This is a genomic window from Citroniella saccharovorans (assembly GCF_035481615.1).
Lineage (GTDB): Bacteria > Bacillota > Clostridia > Tissierellales > Peptoniphilaceae > Citroniella > Citroniella saccharovorans.
The window spans coordinates 551,044-576,538 of record NZ_JAYKOT010000003.1; the positions used below are offsets into that span (position 1 = coordinate 551,044).

The 25,495-nt window shown below is 33.7% G+C and carries 6 protein-coding genes; all 6 read left to right on the forward strand.

What is annotated here, in order from left to right:
• The first annotated feature begins 3 nt into the window (after nt 1-3).
• The 6 genes from VLK81_RS05120 (at nt 4) to VLK81_RS09790 (ending at nt 25,280) form a co-directional block, all read left to right on the forward strand.
• Nucleotides 4-6,843 (forward strand): InlB B-repeat-containing protein, encoded by a 6,840-nt coding sequence (locus VLK81_RS05120; protein ID WP_324619594.1) that lies wholly within the window; start codon nt 4-6, stop codon nt 6,841-6,843.
• Nucleotides 6,788-7,243 carry a cell wall-binding repeat-containing protein gene (locus VLK81_RS09785; protein ID WP_407651964.1) on the forward strand — a complete coding sequence of 152 codons (456 nt, stop codon included), beginning with the start codon at nt 6,788-6,790 and terminating at the stop codon, nt 7,241-7,243. The genes VLK81_RS05120 and VLK81_RS09785 overlap by 56 nt, the downstream gene beginning before the upstream one ends.
• Before the next feature lie 988 nt (nt 7,244-8,231).
• Nucleotides 8,232-15,356: an InlB B-repeat-containing protein gene (locus tag VLK81_RS05130; RefSeq protein ID WP_407651965.1), complete on the forward strand. Its 7,125-nt coding sequence runs from the start codon at nt 8,232-8,234 to the stop codon at nt 15,354-15,356.
• 22 nt (nt 15,357-15,378) lie between these two features.
• Complete coding sequence (locus VLK81_RS05135) at nt 15,379-22,344, forward strand: InlB B-repeat-containing protein (RefSeq protein WP_324619596.1); 6,966 nt, start codon at nt 15,379-15,381, stop codon at nt 22,342-22,344.
• Entirely contained in the window at nt 22,271-24,880 is a 2,610-nt protein-coding gene (locus VLK81_RS05140; protein ID WP_324619597.1) for a cell wall-binding repeat-containing protein, read from the forward strand. The genes VLK81_RS05135 and VLK81_RS05140 overlap by 74 nt, the downstream gene beginning before the upstream one ends.
• Nucleotides 24,825-25,280, forward strand: a complete 456-nt coding sequence (locus VLK81_RS09790; protein WP_407651966.1) for a cell wall-binding repeat-containing protein — start codon at nt 24,825-24,827, stop codon at nt 25,278-25,280. The genes VLK81_RS05140 and VLK81_RS09790 overlap by 56 nt, the downstream gene beginning before the upstream one ends.
• Nucleotides 25,281-25,495 lie beyond the last annotated feature (215 nt).

The following is a 25,495-nucleotide window of genomic DNA, read 5'->3' on the forward strand; positions in this document are numbered from 1 at the left end:
AAAATGAAGAGATTAATAGCTTTACTTCTAGCTATTAGTATGGTTTTCGGAACAGTTAGTCCAGCTTTTGCAGCTGGACTATCCGAAAAACCGGATAATAATATAGAGCTAGAAGGCAGTACTGAAAATGGTGTTGCCAAAGTAAAATTGCTTTTACCAAAGGATAAAAAAGGTTCATCAAAGCTTTTTAATTCAAGAAAAGCAAAACCAGCTAAAGCATTACAAGCTAATGGTGAAGAAGATCCACCTTTTGAAAAAACGTATGTTGATTTGGAAGTAGAATTTAATTGGCTTGACGGTCTAGATGCAGCAGAAGCATTTAAAGGTGTATTTGGAAATGATCAAGTCAATGTAACATTAAGCAAAATTGATGGAACAGATAAACAATATTTTCCAATAGATAAAGATACTAAAAAGATAAGATTTCCAAAGCAAGTATTACAACAAGATGTTTTAGATGGAAAGTATGAAGTAACTGTAGATTTAGGAAGCAATCAAGATACTATTCTTTTAAAAATGCTTCAAATAGAAAAAAATCCATCAGGACCAGTCGTAGGTAGAGAAACTTTAGCAAAACTTGAAATAATCCAAGTTAGAAATTCTCAATTCTTTGTAAAGACATTTGACAAAGCTGGCAACGAAGTAGAAAACCCAACTTCAACTACTAGCAAGATAAAATTAAACAATCTAACTAGAAAAAATGAAAAAGATATTCCAGCAACAACTGATTTACAAAAATTCAGTAACAGAATTAGATCACGTGATGCGGATGCTTTAAGAAAGGACTTAAAATTTGTAATTACTAACCTTAATGCAGATGGATATTTAGCCGCTGATGGTAAGCTTTACAAACCAGAAATTAAGGTTGATCCAAAAGGAATCGAGCCAACAAGTATAGAATTTACTGAAAAACCAATTTGGACAGAAGATTCTAACTATGCTAATGACCCTGACTATGTAGCAGTAACATTTGATCAAGCTGATCATGGTAAAATTACTGAAAACAAAACTTACTATGTCCTTAAAGGCGTAGAAATGGATTCTGTTTTAAAAGCACCAAATGTTAAAGCAAATACAGGTTGGGATTTTGCAAATTGGAAGCCAGAACTAGCTAAAAAATACGATTCAGCTACAAAGCACATTGCCCAATATAAATATACTGGAGACGATGTAGTTGCTCAAAATCCTGGAGAAGATAAACCAGACGTACCAGGTAATTTTGTTAAAGTAAGCTTTTTAAAGGGTGAACATGGGGTAATTGGTAACGATGAAATTGTTACTTACTGGGTAAATCCAGAAAATGAAGTAACAGTTCCAGCTCCAACAGTAACACCTGACGAAGGTTTTATATTTAAAGGTTGGGATAAAGATTTAACTCAAAAATTTACTGTTGAGACAGAAATTACAGCAGAATATACTAAAAAAGAAGATTTTCGTTGTTTAACTAAAGATGCTCTTAAGAATCAATTTGAAAATGCCGCTGATGGTTTATTCTCTAAGATAAATAGTAAAGCGGGTGTTTATATTGGATCTTATGACAGGGCAACAAAAACAGTTGAAGTTGCAATAATAGATAAGACTAAGGGTATAGGTGAAATTTCTGGAACTGGCTTAATTTCTAACCTATGGGATTTAAAAGATAATAACTATCTATATTCATTTAAGATAGGTAGTGAGGATGAAAGAGTTATTACATCAACTATGACCATGAATGATGTTAAACAGCTTGTTCTTTTTGATATGGCCAATGCTATTTCCAATGGAAACCTAAAAGGATTAGAAGATTTTATAGGTAAAAGTATTACTCTACAAGTTAAGGTTAAACAACCTGGATGTAATAATGCTGTAACTATTGACTATACAATTAAAGGTAAAGAAGCTATATCATCTATACTAAAAGACAAGCTTGATCCAAAGAATATAGTTGTATGGAAAGATGCTCCAGTAGATGAAATTAACTGGAAAGACGGAGTAGAACTTAATGATGCAAACAAAGATAACACAGAATACAAAACTTATCTTAATGATGCCACAGTTGAAGAAGCAACAAATCCAGCAAGAAAGACTGACACAGTTGGAAATATTCCTGGTAAAGTTAAAGTTACTTTCAGCGATGGTTCAAGTTTAATTATCGACAAACAAAATTTAATTGTTAAGGAAAACTTCGTTTCTAACGAAGAAGAAGCACCAAAAGACGCTATAGAAGTTAAATTCTATTTAGGCGAAGGTGTAAAAGTTGTAAAAGACAGTGTTACTACTGAAGGCGATAAAGATAGTCCTGTACTTTATGCAACTTATAAAGTTAAACCAGGAACAGACCTAAGCACCTATAAGCATTCACAGCTTAAAGCAACAATATTTGAATTAATAAAGGCCCAAGCAAATGAAGGTTACTCAGATCCAGTTACTTGGAAGGGCAATATAGCAAGCAATCCTAAAAACTATGTTGTAAGTAAAGACAATAATGAATTTACAGCAAGTGCAACAAAAAAACCTGTAGAGTGTAAAACAAAAGAAAAACTAAAAGAAGATTTTGAAAAAGCTGCAAATGCAAAATTTGCAAGCATAAGCTCTAAGCCTGGAGTTTATTCTGCAGTTTATGATGCTGACAAGCACAAGGTAACTGTAACAATTCTTGATAAAACACAAGAGTTTAAAAAACTAAAAGGAACAGGTCTTGTAGCAGGATTATTTGACTTAAAAGAAAACAACAATGTTGTAGCAGTTCAAATAGGTGCCCAAGATAGAATTAATCTTCCAGATGGACTTAATATGAATGATTTTTCTTTACTTGTAGCTGCAGGTATAGGAAATGAACTTAATATACAAGGTGTTCCAAACCTACAAACACTTGAAGATTTTGCGGGAAAGACAGTAGCAGTTAAGTTATATATCAAAGAAGCTGGATGCGATAATGAAGTATCTGTAACCTACTATATAACAGGACAACTAAATGACTCAGACAAGGACGTAATCCCTTACGAACCAACTGATCCTGAAAAACCAACAGATCCAAAAGATCAAAATATTCCTAAAAAGGATAAAGATGGAAAAGATGTAGTAGCAAAAGACTTTGTTAGAGTAGCATTTAAGGTAGATCCAAACCCATCAGGAACTCTTACATTAGATAATGTTGCAGAAAAATCTGTAATATCAGCCCTTGTAAGAATTACAAAACCACAAAAGACATGGGCAGAATTTACAATGCCTACTACTAACGATACAGAAACTTATAAGTTCTTAAAATGGGAAATGCCAACTAATAAAGTAGTTGCAGATGGCGATGTTGCAGTAGCTAAGTTTATTAAAAACGGCGACAAGATAGATCCAAATGACACTCTTCCTAAAGGAGTACACAAAGTAACTCTTAAGCAAGGAATAGGCGTTGAAGACAACGAAAAATATGCAACTTATGCAGTATTTGATGGAAAGACACTTAAAGAAGCTGGAATAGCATTTGACCCAGTTGCTCAACAAGGTTATGACAATCCAGCATGGTATGATGGAGAAACTAAAGTTGAAAATCTTGGTGAAGTTACTGTAACAGAAGATAAAATTTTCGAAGCAAAAGCAAATGCCTTACAATGTTTAACAGAAGAAGGCCTTAAAGAACAATTTGAACAAGCAGCAAATTCTATGTTTGCTGGAGTTGCTCAAAGAAAAGATGCTTATATAGGCAAATTTGATGAAAAAACTCATACAGTAACAGTTGCTATCTTAAACAAAGATGCAAAACTAACTGAAATGAGCGGAAGCGGATTAATTGCAGGATTAACTAAGCTATATAAAGAAAAACACCTTACAAAGATTAAAATTAGCGAAAATGCTCCTATTGATTTAGATTCAGTTTGGGAATATGCAAAGAATAATTTACCAGAAGAAGATAGAAACAGTGAAGAAAAAATAAAAGCTTCATTTATGGGTAACCTTAAGCTAATAATTGGTGGTCATGTAGGTAACACATTAAAGAATGGCGAAGCTCTTAATCTAGATGAAGATACACTTCAGTTATTTATTAACAAGGAAGTAAAACTTGATCTAACAATAGAACAAGAAGGTTGTAACAATGCCACAAATATTGTTTATACAATTAAGGGTAAAGAAGCTGACTCTGTAACACTAAAAGATAAACTTGCTCCACAAGATATTTCAGTTTGGGTAAAAGATGGTATTAACTGGAATGACGGAGTTAAGTTAAAAGAAGCAAATGCAGACTTACAAGCTATACTTGACAAGGCTACAGTAACAGACCTTGGAAAAAATGGAACAGAAGACGCTCCACAAACTGAAAGAACATCAGCAGCTAAAGGTAAATATACTGGAAATCTTTTAGTAACATTTGAAGATGGTTCAAAATTAGTAGTAGAAAATCAAAATCTATATGTAAGAGAAGAAAAAGAAGAAATTACAGATAATAATGAAGATTGGCCACTTCCAAAAGATGGACTTGAAGTTCAATTTAAAGCTGGCGAAGGCATTAAAAAAGATGCTGAAGACAAAGATTTAATAAAGACTGTATTATATAAAGCTGGAACAAAATTAGAAGATGCAGACTTCCCAGAAGTAGAGTTAGAAACTGGCTACACTGAGCCAGCTAAATGGACTGGAAATGGAAGCGGCGAAGGCTTTATAGTTTCTAAAACAAACAATATCTTTACAGCAAACGCTGCTAAAAAAGGAGATATTATCGAAGATACTACACCAGATACAGATGATGATAAACCAAAAGACTATGTAACTGTTAAGTTCTTAGCTGGAGACCATGGAAGCCTAGAAGGACCTACTAAGTTCTATGTTAATCCAAAGGCAGGAGTTAAGAATTCTGATTTAACTGAACCTACTATTAAAGCTAATATAGGTTATAAAGTAGCAGATCCAAAATGGGATCCAGAATTTGCTAAAGAAACAGAAATAAAAAAAGATGCAACTTACATTGCTCAATACAATAAGTTAGATGACATTATAAATGGTCATGATGATAATAACGGTGAAGTTGATAAACCAGAAGGCTATGTTACTGTAAGATTCTTAGTAGATAAAAATGGAACATTAGAAGGCGAAACAGTTTTCTATGTAAATCCAGAAGCTAAGAAGACAATGAAGGAAATTACTCCTCCAACTATAAAAGTTAAAAATGAATATATCGAAAAAGGCTATAAGGTTGGACATCCAAACTGGGAACCTGATTTAACTAATGATGAAACAGAAATAACTAAAGACAGATACTATGTAGCAAACTTTGACTGTGACCATACTAATCCAAATGAGTTTGAAATAACTTATATTTCAATGGATACTAAAATGGGAACAGTAAATCCAGCATTAGAAACAGTGAAGACAGATATAAACGCTGAAAATGAAACTGGAAAAATAAAGGGTTCAACAGCAACAGCAAACGAAGGCTACAAATTTGTAAAATGGATAGATACAGAAGGAAATCAAGTATCAACAGACGCAAAATTTGTACCACAAGATAGAAAAGCTGCAACATATATAGCAGTATTTGAAAAAGAAGAAGAAGTAACACCAGAGCCAACAGACTTCACAATCAAATATATCTCTTCTGACACTGATAAGGGAACAGTAGACCCAGCAGAAGAAATAGTAGCAATTGATGGTGGAGAAATAAAAGGCTCAACAGCGACAGCGAAAACAGGCTACAAATTTGTAAAATGGATAGATATTGCTGGAACTAAGGTATCAGATAAAGCAAAATTTGTACCAACAGAAAGAAAATCTGCAACTTATATAGCTGTATTTGAAAAAGAAGAAGAAGTAATACCAGAGCCAACAGAATTCACAATCAAATATATCTCTATGGATACTAAAATGGGAACAGTTTCTCCAGCAGAAGAAACAGTAGCAATTGATGGCGGAGAAATAAAAGGCTCAACAGCGACAGCGAAAACAGGCTACAAATTTGTAAAATGGATTAATATTGCTGGAACTAAGGTATCAGATAAAGCAAAATTTGTACCAACTTTAAGAGAAGAAGCAACTTATATAGCTATATTTGAAAAAGTTGAACCAGTAGAACCAAAGCCAACAGAATTTACAATCAAATATATTCCTGTTGGAAATGATATGGGTACAGTTTCTCCTAAGTCAGAAACTGTAGCAAAAGACGGCGGAGTTATAAGTGGTTCAACAGCAACTCCAAAAGATGGTTATAAATTTGTAAGATGGATGGATAAAGATGGAAATACTGTTTCAACATCTGAAAAATTTGTACCAAGTCTAAGAGAAGATGCTAGCTACTACGCTATTTTTGCTAAGAAACAAACCACAGTTTTAGTACCAGATCCAATCCCAAGTCCAGAACCAAAACCTGAGCCAAAACCAGAACCAAAGCCAGAAACAGATAGGACAAGCGGAAAAGACAGAATAGAAACAGGAATAGAAGTATCAAAGAAATACTTTGACAAATCAAAAATAGTAATAATAGCAGATGAAAAAGACTTCCCAGACTCAATGACAGCATCAGTACTATCCAAAATCTTAAGAGCGCCAATACTACTAACAAACACAAATAAGTTAGACCCAAGAGTAGCAGCAGAAATCAAGAGACTAGGAGCAGAAGATGTAATCATAGTCGGAGGAGAAAACTCAATATCAGAAAAAGTCGCAAAAGAACTAGCAAACTACGACAAAGACACAGTAGAAAGACTAGCAGGAAAAGACAGATACGAAACATCAGCTGAAGTAGCAAGAAGAGTAGTAGGACTAACAGGTCAAAAAAGGCTACGCAGTAATAGCAAGTGGAGAAGTCTTCGCAGACGCCCTTACAATAGGAGCATTTGCAGCAAGAGAAGAATACCCAATCCTACTAGTAAAGAAAAATGAAATACCAGAAAGCATAAACAAAGCATTCAAAGAACTAGGAATCAAAAACGTATATCTAGCAGGCGGAGTAAACACAATAAGTGAAAAAGTCGCAAAAGACCTACCAGGCCTAATAGAAAGAATAGCAGGAGAAGATAGGTTTGAAACAGCAGTGAAAATAGCAAAAGAAAAATTTGCAGGAAGAGAAAGCATATTCCTAGCAAATGGACACGTATTTGCAGACGCACTAGTAATATCACCAGTAGCAGGATTACTAGACATGCCAATCCTATTAACAAATGCAGACACAGCACCTAAGTCACTTACAGAATATATAGAAGAAGAAAATATAAAAGCTATAACAGCAGTAGGTGGACAAAGGATGGTAAGCGATAAAGTATTAGAAGAGCTTACAAAATAGTTCTGAGAATAAAGACAGAAAAGACCGAGCAATCGGTCTTTTTTGCTTGGAAAAACTTTTTATATACATATAATCTTTTTTATATAAGTATCTTTTATAAAAACTTAAATAATATTAGAGGTGATTTATAAATTAATTATAAATAATAACTACTTGAAAATTAATATAGTAAAAAGCTTCAAGATAAATATTAAAAATATAATATAATATTAAAGATAAAATATAAGAAAAATATCTCTTATTTAAATTATTAAGACATAATAAATTTTTATTAATAAAGATAAAGATTAAAAAACATATATTTAGACTAAGCATTTTAGGGTAAATATATTAAAGTAGGAGAATTTTTTATTCATAATAAAATTAAAAATTATATAAGTATTTTTTATATTTAGAAATATTAATATAAATTTTTAATTAAAAAATATACTTTAAAATTCTTTTTTTACATCAAAATATCATTTTAAAAAATATTTAAAATAATTTTAAATCATACCATTTTTATTTGAATTTTATGCAAAAAAAGGCTATAATTAAAGTGTATAAGAATATTTAGGCAAATAAAATATAATTATTTGAAATACCTAATTCAATAAATAATGCTTAGGAAGGAAAGTGAATTAATACAATACAAATCGTAAGTATCTATAATTTGGGATTTAAGTTAGCTATTGAAGGTATTTTTAAGATATATTATATTTTTAATATAAAATTTTGTTTGAAACTACAATTCTTAAATTAGCTTCATTAAATTAAATCAAAATAGATTATATAGATTTTCACGTGAGACTTTTATTTAAGTTTGATATTTAAACAGAAAATTAGAAATTTTATTTAAAAATATATTTGCAAAAATAATATATAAAATATTTTGCAAGATTTTATGGTAAAAGATAAATATAGAGATTTAAAAATAATATATACTACTAAAGGAGGAAACGTGAAAAATTTTTTAAAGAAACTATTGATATGGACACTTATTTTTACAATGGTCCTATCTACACCAGTTGAGATTTTTGCACAGGTTACAAGAGAAAATGTAACATATAATCCACCAAAAATCTCAAACTATGAAGATTTATCTCAAGATAAATCAAAGATAATAAATGAGCTGAAGCCTGTTAAGCCGGCTAAGCTAAAAAGTGGACAAAAAGCTGAAGATTTAATAAAAAATCCTGAGCAGCCTAAAATTTATACACTTAGAACAGATTATAAGGTTCAAAGGGGAGAAAAGTATGAAGTTGGCTACCAACCTTATATTGCCAGTGTAGGAGAGGCAGCAAGCGAAGAAGAAAAGGCAAAAGTTAATAAAGTAATTACACTTCCAGAACTTGCAGGCTACGACAAGTCACATCTAGAAGATACTTTCACTAATAATTATGATGAAATTGTTAAAGCTGCAAAAAATGGTACACAATCTGGCAATAAAAATAATGGAATAAGATATGAGGAAGAAAGAGACTTTAAATATAAGTCCAAATCAAATACCATAACAATCAAACACGTATTCCAAGACTTGCATGATTTTTCCAAGTACACAAATCCTGATGGAACTATCACACATTCAGACGGAACTAAGGGAACATTAATTAATAAAGGTGGTACTAACCCGGTAGAAGTAGACGAGAATGAAGTTAAAAAGCATGAACTTAGAACAATACAAAATGGAAACACTGGTTCTACTATGGAAGTAATACCTTTAGACCAAGTAGAGAGGAAGGGATTTGTTCCAGAAGCTCCATTTATAGCTATGCAAGTTCCAGAAAATGCCGAGAATTTTATACTTGAATATCGCTACAACCGTGATCATTATGATGTTAATTTTGATACCGATGGCGGAACAGAACTTCCAAATCGTACTCTTTACTATGGACAAACTATTCCTAAATTAGATTTTAATGTAAAAAAACCAGGTTCAAATTTTCTAGGTTGGAAAGCAGATAAAGATATAAATTATTTTGATGCTGATGGCAATAAAAAAACTCTTTCTAAAGATGATTTAATTACAAAAGCAGACTTTGAGCCAGGTGAAAAATTTCAAGATGGCATAAAATATGCTATGCCAGCAGAAAGTCTTACTTTTACTGCTCAGTGGACTGAAAATGAAACAGCAGAATATGTAATCCAATTTTGGACTGAAAAGCCGGATTACAATGACCAAGACGACACACTTCCTTTGCGCGATCGCTACGATTTTATCGGCGCAAGAAGAGTAGACAATGCCGACACCGCTTCTACTCCGGATCTTACAAACTTAGATATCCACGGCATCACCTTCCCGGACTTAAATGACGGACGTTTAGAAAAAGCACAAGAGAGCAAAGAGGAATTTGAAAGATATTACGTCTTAAATGAAGACTTGACTAAGAAGCAAAATGCTTCTGAAAAAGACCCAACCGTACAAAAAACTGTATCATCAACGGGAGAAACAGTCTACAACGTATACTACGACCGCAGAGTCTATACCCTTTACTTTACAGCTGCGAGTGGAGAGGCGTTTGATATAGTAGGTAGCTTCTGGCCGATTATAACAAGAGATGGGAAAGTCATAGGAAAAGAAGGATCTCCTTATAAAGTAGATGTTCGCTTCAACCAAAGCTTGGATAAAATATGGCCAAAGGATGCGGAAGTTTCAAATCTTCCGACTTCTTCTGATAAAGAACAAGGAGACACCGGCCTAATAGGCTGGACAATTAACAATAACGAGGGTGAACAAGCTTATCGCGATACTCCACCTTATCGTTTAAGTGCAGAAGATTTTATCGACAGTCAAGATGTAGTGGGAACAGGAGAGTTTGAGGGATTTGGTCACTCAGATCAAATACCTATAAAGGATGGAGAAACTAAGAAAAGAGATAAATATGAGATTTCCATAGGATCGACATCCTATGAACAATCTGTTGTCCATCACATTGATATTATAAAGGACGATTTCGATGGCAAGGAACAAATCGATTATGACATGTCCTATTGGAAGAGCGATACGAGTGCAGCTGGACCTAATGGGTATCCCTTCGGTTTGCCTCATCTTCAAGGTTTTACCCTTAAAGAAGAGAGAAGGACGGCAGAATGGATAGGACTAAAAAAAGGTCGTGTTGGAACTTGGGACGCACGTAAAACTTTTGATGAATTAAATGCAGAGAGAAATAAGAAAACGCCTTTTAGAAGCGACGCCGACAAGATAGAATACATCGATCAATTTCCTTGGGGCACAAAATCCTTTAAAGGGGCAAATGCCTACAATTATGCAAACTACTCTCGTAATAAGTACAAGTTAAAATTAAATAACGATCCAAAGACAGTAAAAAATGACAGCGAATATGGTGCAGGCAATATTATAGAGGTGCCTTATGAATTGCCATTAAATGATTTAAAACTCGATACGACACACAAACCCGAAAAACCGAATTGGGTACGTGATGATTGGAGCTTCTTAGGCTGGGCACTGGATCCCGCCGGCGACAACCTGGTAAAAGACGGAAAAGAAACAAAACTTCATTATGACCAAATTCTCTACGCCAAATGGGGCGAACCTGATTATAAGTGGAAGGTTATCTTTGATCCAAATGGAGGTAGTTTAAGGACAATCGATGAAAACAAATTAACTACAAAACGCAAGACGGTAAAAGAAGGCGATATTGGTCAAGAAAAAGAAACAACTTATCCTATAAAAGAAACAAACGATGGCAACAAGCAAGTCTTTACAGTTATCCAAAGACAAAAGCTTGTAGAACCGAACTTTAAACCAGAAAAGAAGGGCTACGACTTTATGGGCTGGGAAGTAATTCGCTATAAAAAGGATGCCAAGACAGGTGACTACACAGATGAGATCGACAACTCTTATAGAGAAACCTATAAGGTTCCAGAATTATATTCCTTCGGCAATGATGTTGTATCTCCAATTTATCTAAAAGCGATTTGGGTTCCAAATCAAAAGGTAGATATTGATGTCTTACATTATATGTTGGACGATAATTATGAGTTAGATAAGCTAGTAAAGCCTAATCCTAAAAAAGATAGGCTAGAAGAAAAACGTGCAAACTACCTAGTTGCTACAACTGGCGATAGACAAAATGACGAATATATCTTAGCACCTCATGACGAACTTCAAAAAAAATTAACCGGCGACTTAAAGAAGGAATACGAAGAATATAACAATCGCGTAAAATTAAACAACTCCTTCTTCCAAACATTTAGGGTTGAACCAGAGAAGATTGATGATGGCAATGGAAATTTAATTCCAAATCCTAAAGCAGAAAACAATGTCTTTAAATTCTTCTACAGACCTTTTAGGAAAAGAGAATACAAGATCAACTATATAGATGAAAGATTTAAAGGCAAGGAAAACGAAAAAGACGGAGCTATTATCGGTCAAGAACTTGTAAAAAATGGTAATCGTTATTATGATGCAAGAAATTATAGACGAATTCCAGGTTGGGTTCTTACAAGTGCACCACAACAACAACTATTCTTTGATGTAAATGAAGAAACCAACGAATTAATAGGCATCAATGGTACTGGTAGTGATGAAATTACCTTCTATTATAAGGACGTAAGAGTAATAGAAGTTCCTGGAGACAAAGAGCCACCAGAAGGATATGTTAGAGTAACTTTCAAGGCAGATAAGGGTGGAGCATTTGTAGACAAGTACGGAAACGAAGTTACAGAACTTCACTACGATGTAATAAAGGGACTTAAATCAGACCTACTTCCAGATCCAGAAATATTGGGTAAAAAGGCAGATGGAACACCTAATGACAAAGAAGAAGGAAAGTATTATATCACTCCAGATGATGGTAAGAAATTTGTAAAATGGGATAATAAACCATTATTAAACAAAAATACCCTTGTTGAAAATAGTGCAGAAAACTTCTACGTATTTACAGCTTACTTTGAATGGTCAGGTCTATCTGCATCTGGTCTAGTAAGAACAGAAGCCTACAAAGATCCAGAAGGAAATTGGACAAATAACTTTGCTCCAACGATTGAAGATATAAAGAAACAATTAGTTTGGAGAGAAAATGACCAAGTAAAAGATCTTCCAACAGGAACTGAAATAAAATTATACGATGAAGCTGGCAATGAATTAACAAGCGATCAGCAAGTTTATGATTTAGTAAATGAAAAAAAAGCTGCCGACAAAGACCAGCTTGTTCGCACAGTAAATATCAAAGCTAAAGTTACATTCCCTGATAAAAAAGACCCACAAGAACTTGATATACCAATTACAATTTACAAAAATGTTTACGAAGCCCTTAACAAAGAAGGCGACAAACCACTATTCTTAAAAGAAGCGGAAGAGAAAGAAGCTAAAGATGGTGGACTAAAAGATATTTTAAAGGATAATACTGAAAACAGATATATTAAGGTTACAATTAAACCAAATAAAGACTTTACAAACAAAGACGATAAAGTTTACTATGTAAATCCAAATGCTTGGGTAGAAATTCCTGAATTAAAGGTTGAAGATACCGAAGCAGCAGGCACAGGATTTATTAACTGGACAGCTGATCAAGTTAAACAAAATGACGATGGCAAAGCAAATGGCAAGTTTGATTTTGACAAGCGTCATAAGTTTACAGAAGATACAATAATAACGCCAGTTGATGCTAAGGATGTAGTTGAACAAGAAGATCCAAACAAGAAACCTGATGTACCAAATGGATATGTAAAAGTTATAGTTAAAACAACTGACAATGCAACAGATGATACTAAGTTTGAAAAAACATTCTGGGTTAATCCTACTAGGGAAGTAACTATAGGTGTAACAAACCCAACAGGTAAAACAATAACAACTGATACTACAAAATATACTATGAATTTCTCTAAGTGGGAATCAGAAGATAAATCAAGAACTTGGGAAGACAAGATAGTAGGAAAATTTGAAAATGATACTACAATCCTTGCAAAATATTCTGTAAAATCTGAAGTGATAAAAGACCAAGTTCCGACAACAGATACAGTTCACACACCACAAGGAAAGACACCGACAGTTGATGAAATCAAAGATAAGATTACTCCACCTGAAGGAAAAACTATTAAGAATGTAACAATAGTTGAAAATCCGGATGTAAATAATCCGGGAGAAAGTAAGGTTAAAGTAATAGTTGAATATACTGACGGTTCAAAAGTTGGAACAAATGAAAAGCCTGTAGAAATTCAAGTTAAAGTACACGAACCAGTTGTACCTGCTAAACCAGATGGCACAAGGCCAGAAGAAGCACTTGAAAACTATGTAAAAGTAATCTTCAAGGCTGGCATAGGCGGAAGTCTATCAGGCGATTTAGTTTACTATGTATCACCAGAAGTTGAAGTTGATATGACAGAATCAGCTGGAAAGATTACAAAGACTCCAGAAGTTGGATACATTGTAAATGGTGAAAACTGGACTAACAAAGATAATAAAACTTTAAAAGGAACATTTAAAGATTCTGAAACTGAATTTGTATTTAATTTTGACAAGTCTGACGATGTAGTAGAAAAAACTGACGACCCAACTCAAGTAATTCCAGAAGGCTATGTAAAAGTAACCTTTAAGACAGAAGATGAAAATAAGGGTAAACTTGATGGAAAGAAATTAGAAAAAATCTACTATGTAAATCCAAAGGCTGAAATAAAATTAGTTGAATTAGCTGATGGACAAACTGCCAATGAAAAACAATTAGCAGTTCCAAAAACACTTCCAGCTGATAACTATGAATTTGTTAAATGGTATGAAGAAATTGATACTGAAAATTCAATCACAAGCGAAAGAATCCATGTTGCTAAATTTAGACTAGTTAAGGTAACATTAACTTATGAGGCTGGCGAAGGAGCGACTGGCAATGTTCCAGCTGAGCTTGAAGTAGATTATGGTACAAGTGTAAGACTTGCAGGTCCAGGAAATCTTGCAAAACCTAATGCTACATTCGCAGGCTGGAAGATAGGAGAAAAAACTTATCAAGCTGGCAAGGAAGTAACATTAACTAAAAACACAACAGCTACTGCTGAGTGGAATACAGCAAAACACACAGTAACATTTGATACAAAAGGTGGAAGTAATGTTCCTAGCCAAGAAGTTGAACATGGAAAGATTGCAACAGAACCAAAAGCACCAACATTAGACGGTAAAGTCTTTATGGGTTGGAAGGAAAAAGAAAGTGACACAAGTTACTTTAATTTTGAAACTCCAATTACAGAAGACAAAACCCTAATAGCAATCTGGCAAGATTCAGTTCAAAAGATTGGCGATGGCGATACTGTTGAAGATGAGTTTATAAAAGTTACTTTCAAAGAGGGTTCTCATGGAACACTAAAAGATGGTAAGGATAAAAAAGATACAGTAACTTACAAAGTTGCAAAAGGATTAAACTTTGAAGATGCTAAAAAATTAGGCCTAAAAGTTCCAGGAATCGACCCAGCAAAATACTACAAGGCAAAAGATGAAAACTCTGGTTGGGACAAGGCACTTGACTTAACACTTGCTTCAGGAGAAACAGAAAAAATCTTCACAGCACAATATGAACCAATTGCAGATGTAATACCAGTAGATCCTAAAATAACACCAGACGATAAACTTAAAGATGACAAACCAGAAGGAATGGTATTAGTAACATTTAAAGTTTCAGATGATAGTAAATTCTACATTCCAAAAAATGCTAAATATTATGTCAAGAAAGAAACAGAAGTTAGAATACCAACGCCAGTTGTTTTGGAAAAAACTATTGACGCTGTATTTAATGGATGGAAAGATGTAACTCTAGTAGAGGAAACTCTTAATCCAGATGATAAAGATCCAAAAGCAAAAAAATTCATATGGGTAAAACAATCATTTAAAGAAGATACAGTAATTAGCGATAAAGAAACAGATGAAATCAAACTTATAATTAAAAAGCCATCAGTAGGCGATAAGAGAATTTATATCGAGCAAATGTCTGCTGATTCTACAGGAAAACTTGAACTTATAAGAAATGGTGTAGTAATAGAAACTACTACTAACAAAAAGTTCAAGAGAAGAAGAAAAGAATACAATGTATTTGAACTTAATAATGCATTGCAAACAGGAGATACTATAAGATACTGGCAAGAAGGTTCTTCTAGAATATCTGACAAAACAACAGAAATTATTAATTAGAGAAAGGAGCAATTAAATTAGAATGAAGAAAAAAATATTATCAGGATTTTTAGCTCTTGTTTTTCTATTGCAAGCCTTCTTACCAAGCCTTGCATATGCATATCAAACAAACCTTCAAGACGCAAAAATAATATCTGATGACCATAGCACTCAAGACAATTTAATAACAATTGGAAAGCTAAAAGGAGTGGGATTCTCTAAAGACAATCCCACTGCAGCTATTTCCATAGAAGGAGTAGAAGAAAAAAACCATAAGAACACAGTCGCTTTAGATGGATTAGAAATAGGCGATGAAATTATTCCTCAAATATTGATGAGCAGTAATTCTCCTTACATCCAAGGCCGACAACCAGCTGACCCGGACAAACCAAATTACTGGGCAAATGTACAGGGAAAACTTACTACAGTAGGTCTTGACGGTGGAACATTTGATTGGAATAAGGTACTAGGCCAAGGGGCAAAGGTAAAGCTTTTGTTTACTCAAACAAATGGCAATGTAATGACCGGTGTAAGATTTTATCTAGAAGTAGATAAAGACGGAACCTACACTTGGTCAAATAACGATGGCAATCCAACCTACCTACCTTTGTATGACGCAGATGGAAATCCCTACACCTATAATGTCCAAATAGAAAGAAACTTTAGTGAAAATGTTCAGCTTATTATCCAAGAAAGTAACGGTACACCTGGTGTATCATGGAGACCAGAAGGTGACAAGCAAGTTGCTACCATACAATTCCTTGATATAATGATTCAACAAGTTGCGTCAACTAAATTTGTTTCTGAATGGCACACAAGCTTAGCAGAAGCAGATAGACCTCAAATTGAAGGATATTTTAAAGTAGAGGAATATTTAGATAATAACTTTAACTTCCCTAAAAATGACACAACAAGAACTATATTAAGGTCTAGTTTTGTAGAAAACTTTGAAGAAGATGAAGACAATGGTCCATGGTCTTTCTTACCTTCTGAACTTGAAACAACTCCAGAAACAGTAGAAGTTAAAACAGACACACAAGGACTAACTTTCGAAGAAGCAGACGGAGTTAAAACAGTAAAGTCAGGCGACCACAAGTTTAAATACGACTTCACCTATCATGTTATAGAAGGCGGTAAGCTTACTATGACTGAAATCATCCCATTAACTTTTGATGCTAATGGTGGTAAGTTTGAAAACTTTACGGATCCTGATACAGAAACAAAGATTGTAAAAGAAGTTGACTATGAAGGAACTTTAACTTCTATGCCTGACGCTCCTACAAAGGATAGAGAAACCTTTAAAGGCTGGTCAACAACTCAAGATGGAAAAAATCCTGTTACAGATGCAGATTTTGCAAATATCAAAGAAGCAAAGACTTTCTATGCAATTTGGGACAACAACGAAATTCAAGCAGAAGAGTTAGAGGTTTTTGAATCTTTTAAAGATGGAGATACTTGGGTCAATGACTTTATTCCAACACTTGAAAAGTTAAAAGGACAAGTTAAGATTAAAGATGCAGATGGAAATCCTCAACCATTAGCAAATGATGATACCTTTGAAATACTAAATGATGAAGGCAATGCTATAACTGGAAATGATTTAAAGAATTATCTATATGAAAAATTAAAAGAAAAAGATAATCCTAACGATGAACCGACAAGGATAGAAACTGTAACAGCGAAAGTAACTAAAAGTAATGGCGAAAGTCAAACGGTAGAAATTCCTATAAAAGTTACAAAAAATATCTATGAAGCAAAGACTTTAACTGAAAAGCCTTTCTATGTTCCTGATGGATATGTAAAAGTTACAGTAGATCCAACAACTAAGGCTAAAGACCCACAAAGGACAGTCTACTATGTAAATCCAGAAGCAAAGGTTGTAATTCCAGGAAGTGATCCAACAGCTATTGATGGATATGTATTTACTAAGTGGCTTATTAAGGGAAATACTGAAGAATATAAATTAGCTGAAAAGCCAAGATACATGTTCAAAAAAGAAGCGACAATTGAAGCCCAATATGAAAAAGAAAAGCAAGGAATTGTAAATATTAAATACGTTGACGAAAAAGGAAATAATTTACTAAATGCTGACCCAAGCGTTAGGATTAAAGGTCAAGATTATCCCGAAGAAAAATACGGCAAAAATGGCGATCCAATTCCATCTGATGTTTATAAAGAAGAAACTGCTCCTAAGTTTATAGGCTATAAGTTCAATAAAATTGAACTAAACCCTGAAGATGGAAAATATGCCTTAGACAATAAGGCTACAATTAAGATTTATTACAAAAAACTTGATGATGTAATTACTAAAGAAAAACTAGATTCTTCAGGAATTCCTGAAGGTTATATATATGTTTTTTTCAATACTGGACAAAATGGTAGAATATCTTACACTTATGACACAACTAAAGCCTTGTATATAAATCCAAATGCAAAAGTTAACTTGAAAGAATACGCACCACAAGTAACTCCTCATACTGGTTATACTTTTACAGGTTGGGATAAGGATATTAAGACAGCTAGAATCTATCAAGATGGCGAAGAAATAAAAGCACAATACAATGAAATTGATTCAATAATTCCAGAAAAAAATGATGATGAAACACCAAATAAAAAACCAGATGGATACGTAACAGTGACATTTAAGCCAGATGCTAATGGAACATTATCAGGAACTACAGTATATTATGTAAATCCAAATACCGAGCTTAATTTAAAAGACAAAGCTGATGCGATTGTTAAAAATCCAAATGTAGGCTATACAGCAGATGGCGGAACTTGGACTCCTGAAATCACTAGTAAGAAGTACACTAAAGATTTTGAATACACTTATAATTTCAAACCATTAGAAGATGTAGTCAAAAAAATAGATGAGAATACAAAGAAACCTAAAGGCTATGTAACAGTTACCTTTAAAGCGGATGATAGTGGCAATGGAACGGTTACAGAGACTGTTTACTATGTAAATCCTAATAAGTATGTAAGTCTTACTCCACCAACGGATGCCAAAGGTAAAACAGGATATGAATTTGGTGCTTGGAGTGAGAATGTATCAAATTATAGACAATATAAAAAAGATACTTTTATTACAGCAAGCTTCAATCCTATAAATTCTGTTATACCAGAAAAAAATCCAGATGGAACAAAAAATGATAAGCCAGATGGCTATGTGACAGTTACTTTTGTAATTGCTCCAGATGTAGGTGGAAAGATTGCAGACGGCGAAATTAAGGTTTACTATGTAAATCCAGACAAAGATGTAACTATCAATCCACCAAAAACAGAAGCAGAAACTGGCTATGAATTTAGCGAGTGGGACCCAGATACTACAACTCCTAACAAATACACTAAAGACACAGAAGTTAAAGGAAATTTCAAGAAGTTAGAAGATATTATTCCTTCAACTAATGACCAAGGAAAACCAAATGCCAAACCAGAAGGTTATGTAACTGTTACTTTTGAAAAGGGCGAACATGGAGAACTAAGTGGACAAACTATTTACTATGTGAACCCAGAAGCTGATCCAGTTAAAACATTGGCTAATATAACTAAGCCAGAAGTAAAACCAGAAATTGGCTATAAAGCTGATGGTTGGGACAAAGAAGATACTCTAGAAATAAAAAAAGATGAAATTGTTACAGCTAAATACAAAAAACTCGATGATATTATTCCAAAGACAAAAGATGATGATTCAGAAAAACCAGACGGATATATCACAGTAACCTTTGTAAAGGGCGAACATGGAAAAGAATTAGAAGGACAAGCAGTTTATTATGTAAATCCAAAGAAGGCTGTAGTTCTTAAAGATAAAGCTCCTAAAGCTATTCCAAATACAGGATATAAATTTGCAAGATGGGATGTATCTATTGATCAGGCTATTCAATACGAAGACGGTGCTGAAATCACAGCTCTTTATAATGATCCTGGCAATATTTCCACAACAGAAGTAGAAGGTTTTGTAAAAGTTGAATTTAAACCTGGAGATAATGGTAGTTTAGAAGGAACTACAGAGTATTGGATTAAACCGGAAGTTGAAGTTAATATCCTTGCACCAACTGTAAAACCAAATGTTGGATACAAATTTGATAAGTGGGACAAGGATTTAACAGTAACTTTAGAAGCAAATGCTCCAACTTACGAAATAATAGCACAATATACTCCACTTAAAAATATCATTCCTCAAAAGAATACTGATGGATCTGACAAACCAGACGGTTACCACACAGTAACATTTAAGGCTGTTAATGGAACCTTAAGCGGAGATGCTATTTACTATGTAAAACCTGATGTAGATATAGACCTAACAGATACAGCTAAAAATATTACTAAAAAAGCAAATGTAGGTTATACAGAAGATGGTGGAACTTGGACTCCTGCAATAGAATCCAAGAAGTATAATGCAAATGAAACTTATACATTTACTTTCAAAGCATTAGCTGATGTAATTGAAAAAATAGACGATAGTACAAAGAAACCGGATGGATATGTAACTGTAAAAGTTGTACCAACTGATAAGGCAGTAGATAGTACAGAAAAAATTTACTATGTAAATCCAAATAAAGAAGTTACAATTCCATTTGCAAAGCCTGAGGGAAAAGACGTTCCAGTTGATGAAAGTATTCCAAAGGCATTTAAGTGGTTGTTCACAAAGTGGACATCAGACGAAGTACCAACAAGAGTTTGGGAAACTGGTGTTGACAAAGGCATTACTGCTAAATTTACAAATGAAACCACAATAGTTACTGCAAATTATGACAAGAGCATTACAGACCAAGGTTCAGTTCAAGCAGATGAAGTAACAGTTCACGAATCATTTAAAGATGAAGACGGATGGGTTAACAACTTTATTGATACTGAAGCCACAGAAGCAATTTTAAAAGATGCACTTAAAGTAAATGGTGGTAAGTTACCAGCTGATGCTACAGTTGTTTTCTTAGATGACGATGGAAATGCTTATGCAGATGATGCTGCATTTAAGGCTGCACTATATGACAAGCTAAAAGAAAAAGATGATGGCAATAAGCCAAGCAGAATAGAAAAGCTTAAGGCTAAGGTAACATTTAAAAATGGCGAAGTTCAAATAGTAGATATACCTATCAAGGTTATTAAAAATATCTACGAAGCAAAAACTGAAGAAGGAAAGCCAAATTACGTTCCAGATGGATATGTAAAAGTTACAGTAGATCCAACAACAAAGGCTGAAAATCCTCAAAAATATTTTTACTATGTAAATCCAGAAGCAAAGGTTGTAATACCTGGAGAAGATCCAGTAGGAGTAGATGGAAATACATTTACTAAGTGGTTAATTGATGGTAAAGATACTGTATATGAACTTGCAAAGAAACCAAGACATCAATTTGATTCTGCAACAACAATAAAGGCACAATATTCAAAAGATGTAATTCCTGCAAAACCTGATGGAAGTAAAGCTGAAGGAACTCCAGATAACTTTGTAAAAGTTACATTTGTTCCAACAGAAAAGGGAACTCTTGAAGGAAATAGTATTTTCTATGTTAATCCTGAAAAAGAAGTAATTATCCCAGTAAATAATCCAGTGGGTAAAACTTATTACACATTTAAAGAATGGAAGATAGACGACATTAATACAGGAGAAACCTATACAGTAGGTAGTCCAAAACAATTTACTGCAAATGAAACAACAATAACTGCAACTTATACAGAATCTGACAATATAATCCCTTACAATCCAAAGGAACCTACAACAAGACCTGATGGCTATGTAAGAGTAACTTTTGAAGCTGAAGAAGGACTCACTTTAACAGAAGAAAAATCTTATTATGTAAAGGCAAATGCAAAGGATGCAGAAGGAAATCCGATCACACTTGGAAATTCAGAACTTGTAAAACCAGCATATAAAGAAGAAACTGGCTATAAGTTTGATAAGTGGGATAAAGAAGACAGTCTTGTAATCGAAGCTGCTGATATTGTAGTAACAGCAAAGGCAACAAAGCTTGACAATGTTATTCCAGAGAAAAAAGAAGATGGAACTCCAAATGAAAAACCAGCAGACTACAAGGAAGTAACATTTGTTATTAAAACTGGAGACGAATCTAAGGGTTCAATTACTGGCGTTGCAAAATTCTATGTCAATCCAACCGAATATGTAACCATCAACCCACCAGCAACCAAGGCTGAAACAGGTTATGAATTTGGCGCATGGGATAAGGATACAACTATTCCAACAGTTTACGACAAGGATACAACAATTACAGGTTCCTTTAACGACTTGGAAGCTGTTATTCCAAAGACAAATCCAGATGGAACAGAAAACAAACAACCAGCTGGCTACAAGACAGTGACCTTTGTAATTGATCCAGCAAAAGGCGGAAAGATTGCAGACAAAGAAGCCGCAGTTTACTATGTAAATCCAGCTAAAGAAGTAACAGTCCCTCAACCAAAGACTCAAGCTGAAACAGGCTATGAATTTGAAAAGTGGGATAGAGATACTGTTACAACTCCTAAGAAATACACTGACGACACAGAAGTTAAAGGAAATTTCAAGAAGTTAGAAGATATTATTCCTTCAACTAATGACCAAGGAAAACCAAATGCCAAACCAGAGGGTTATGTAACAGTAACATTTGCTAAAGGCGAACATGGAGAACTAACAGGACAAACTATTTACTATGTAAACCCAAAAGCAGACCCAGCAAAAACTTTAGGCGACACATCAATAGTAAAACCTGAAGTAAAAGCAGAAATTGGATATAAGTTCAAATCTTGGGATTATCTTGATACAAAAGAAATAATAAGCGACATTAAAGTTACTGCACAATATATTTCAATTGATGATGTCATTCCTTCAACAAATGACCAAGGAAAACCAAATGAAAAGCCAGATGGCTATATTGAAGTAAAATTCTCTACAGAAGAAAATGGTAAGATAAAGGGAACAGAAAAAAAAAGAAAAAGTTGTGTATGTAAATCCAAACAAGGCAGTTGTATTAAAAGGTTTCGATCCAGAAGTTACACCAGACACTGGATATGACTTTGCTGGATGGGATACACCAATTGAAAAGAAAATCCAATATTCTAAAGGGGATGTAATCAAAGCCCTTTACAATGAAAAAGGTGATGTAATCCCACAAGAAAAACCAGACGGATCAGATAAACCAGCAGGATATATAACAGTTACTTTTGATAAGGGAACTAATGGTGAATTAGAAGGCAAGACTGTTTACTATGTAAAACCAAATAAAGAAGTAACAGTACCAGCACCAAAGGTTAAACCAGCTGTAGGATATGAATTTAGTAAATGGGACAAAGAATTAACTCAAACATTTAAAGAAGATACAAAAATAACTGCAGAGTATAAAACACTTGAAAATATAATTCCTCAAAAGAATACTGATGGAAGTGACAAGCCAGATGGATATGTAACAGTGACATTTAAGTCAGATGCTAATGGAACATTATCAGGAACTACAGTTTACTATGTAAAATCAAATACGGAAGTAGATTTAACAAGTACTGCTGATGCAATTGGCAAAAATCCAAATGTAGGTTATACAGAAGATGGTGGAACTTGGACTCCTGCAATAGAATCCAAGAGATATGACGCAGATGCTGAATACACATTTAAATTCAAGCCATTAGATGATGTAATTCCAAAAACAAAAGATGATGATTCAGAAAGACCAGAAGGCTATGTAAAAGTAACTCTTATCCCAACAGATAAAGCAACAGATATAGCAAATAAGGTTTATTTTGTAAATCCTAACAAGGAAGTTACTATTACAAATAAACCAGAAGGTAAGACTGAAACAATTGATGGTATTAATTACACTTATATTTTCACTGGCTGGACAGTAACAAAAGGTACAATAGCTTCTTGGTCTGATGAAAATATCAAGGGAACATTTATCCAAGATACAGAAATCACAGCTCAGTATAAAACATCAGTTAATCCTGGAGAATTAATAGCTGCACCAGTAGGTAAAGAAAATGTTATTACTCCAGTAGGGGTAAAACCAGATGCTAAAGATTTAATTAAAAATATTCCTGGAAGTGAAAAAGACCCACTACCAGATGGAACAAGTTTTGATTATGCAGAAAATGGTGAACCAAATGTAAATGAAGCTGGAAAAACTACTGCAAAAGTAAAAGTAACTTATCCAAATGGAAAGACTGTCATAGTTGAAGTACCAATAACAGTAGTTGGAAATGTAGTTCCACAAAAACCTGGCGAAGATAAACCAAATGTACCAAGTAACTATGTAAAAGTTACATTTGTAATTGATCCTCATACAGGTGGAAAGATTGCAGATGGTGAAACTACTATTTACTATGTAAATCCAGATAAGGAAGTAACTGTACCACAACCAAAGACAGTAGCTGAAACAGGCTATGAATTTGAAAAATGGAATCCTGATACTTCAACAGCTAAGAAATACGATAAAGATACAACAGTTAAGGGTAATTTCAAAAAGTTAGAAGATATTATTCCTTCTACTGATGAAAATGGAAAACCAAATGCCAAACCAGAAGGCTATGTAACTGTAAGATTCTTAACAAATGATAATGGAAGCTTGGAAGGTGAAACTGTTTACTATGTAAATCCAAAAGCTAAGATAACTATGAAGGATATAAAAGCTCCTACTATAATTCCAAATGATGATTATCTAGTAGCTAATCCTGAATGGAGACCTGACCTTACAGATGATAATTCAAAAATAATTTCAGACAGATGGTATCTTGCAAACTATAAAGCTAAGGTGAAAAATCCAACTGAATTTAAAATAACTTATATTTCTGGAAATCCAGAAGGAGGAAAGGTTGATCCTAAGTCTGAAGTAGTTAAAATTGATGGTGGAGAAATAAAAGGCTCAACTGCCACTCCAAACGAATGCTACAAATTTGTTAAATGGATTGATGCAGATGGTAATAAAGTTTCAGATAGTGAATACTTTGTACCAACAGATAGAAAAGAAGCAACTTATGTAGCTATATTTGAAAAGAAACAAACCACTGTTTTAGTACCAGATCCAATCCCATGTCCAAATCCAGACAAACCTGAGCCAAAACCAGAAAAGCCAGAAACAGATAGGACAAGCGGAAAAGACAGAATCGAAACAGGAATAGAAGTATCAAAGAAATACTTTGACAAATCAAAAATAGTAATAATAGCTGATGAAAAAGACTTCCCAGACTCAATGACAGCATCAGTACTATCCAAAATCTTAAGAGCGCCAATACTACTAACAAACACAAACAAGTTAGACCCAAGAGTAGCAGCAGAAATTAAGAGACTAGGAGCAGAAGATGTAATCATAGTCGGAGGAGAAAACTCAATATCAGAAAAAGTCGCAAAAGAACTAGCAAACTACGACAAAGACACAGTAGAAAGACTAGCAGGAAAAGACAGATACGAAACATCAGCAGAAGTAGCAAGAAGAGTAGTAGGACTAACAGGTCAAAAAAGGCTACGCAGTAATAGCAAGCGGAGAAATCTTCGCAGACGCCCTAACAATAGGAGCATTTGCAGCAAGAGAAGAATACCCAATCCTACTAGTAAAGAAAAATGAAATACCAGAAAGCATAAACAAAGCATTCAAAGAACTAGGAATCAAAAACGTATATCTAGCAGGCGGAGTAAACACAGTAAGTGAAAAAGTCGCAAAAGACCTACCAGGCCTAATAGAAAGAATAGCAGGAGAAAATAGGTTTGAAACAGCAGTCAAAATAGCAAAAGAAAAATTTGCAGGAAGAGAAAGCATATTCCTAGCAAATGGACACGTATTTGCAGACGCACTAGTAATATCACCAGTAGCAGGATTACTAGACATGCCAATCCTATTAACAAATGCAGACACAGCACCTAAGTCACTTACAGAATATATAGAAGAAGAAAATATAAAAGCTATAACAGCAGTAGGTGGACAAAGGATGGTAAGCGATAAAGTATTAGAAGAGCTTACAAAATAGTTCTGAGAATAAAGACAGAAAAGACCGAGCAATCGGTCTTTTTTGCTTGGAAAAACTTTTTATATACATATAATCTTTTTTATATAAGTATCTTTTATAAAAACTTAAATAATATTAGAGGTGATTTATAAATTAATTATAAATAATAACTACTTGAAAATTAATATAGTAAAAAGCTTCAAGATAAATATTAAAAATATAATATAATATTAAAG

Coding starts and splice junctions, on each gene's coding strand:
- VLK81_RS05120 (WP_324619594.1), top strand. CDS start 4: ATGAAGAGATTAATAGCTTTACTTCTAGCTATTAGTATGGTTTTCGGA.
- VLK81_RS05130 (WP_407651965.1), top strand. CDS start 8,232: ATGGTCCTATCTACACCAGTTGAGATTTTTGCACAGGTTACAAGAGAA.
- VLK81_RS05135 (WP_324619596.1), top strand. CDS start 15,379: ATGAAGAAAAAAATATTATCAGGATTTTTAGCTCTTGTTTTTCTATTG.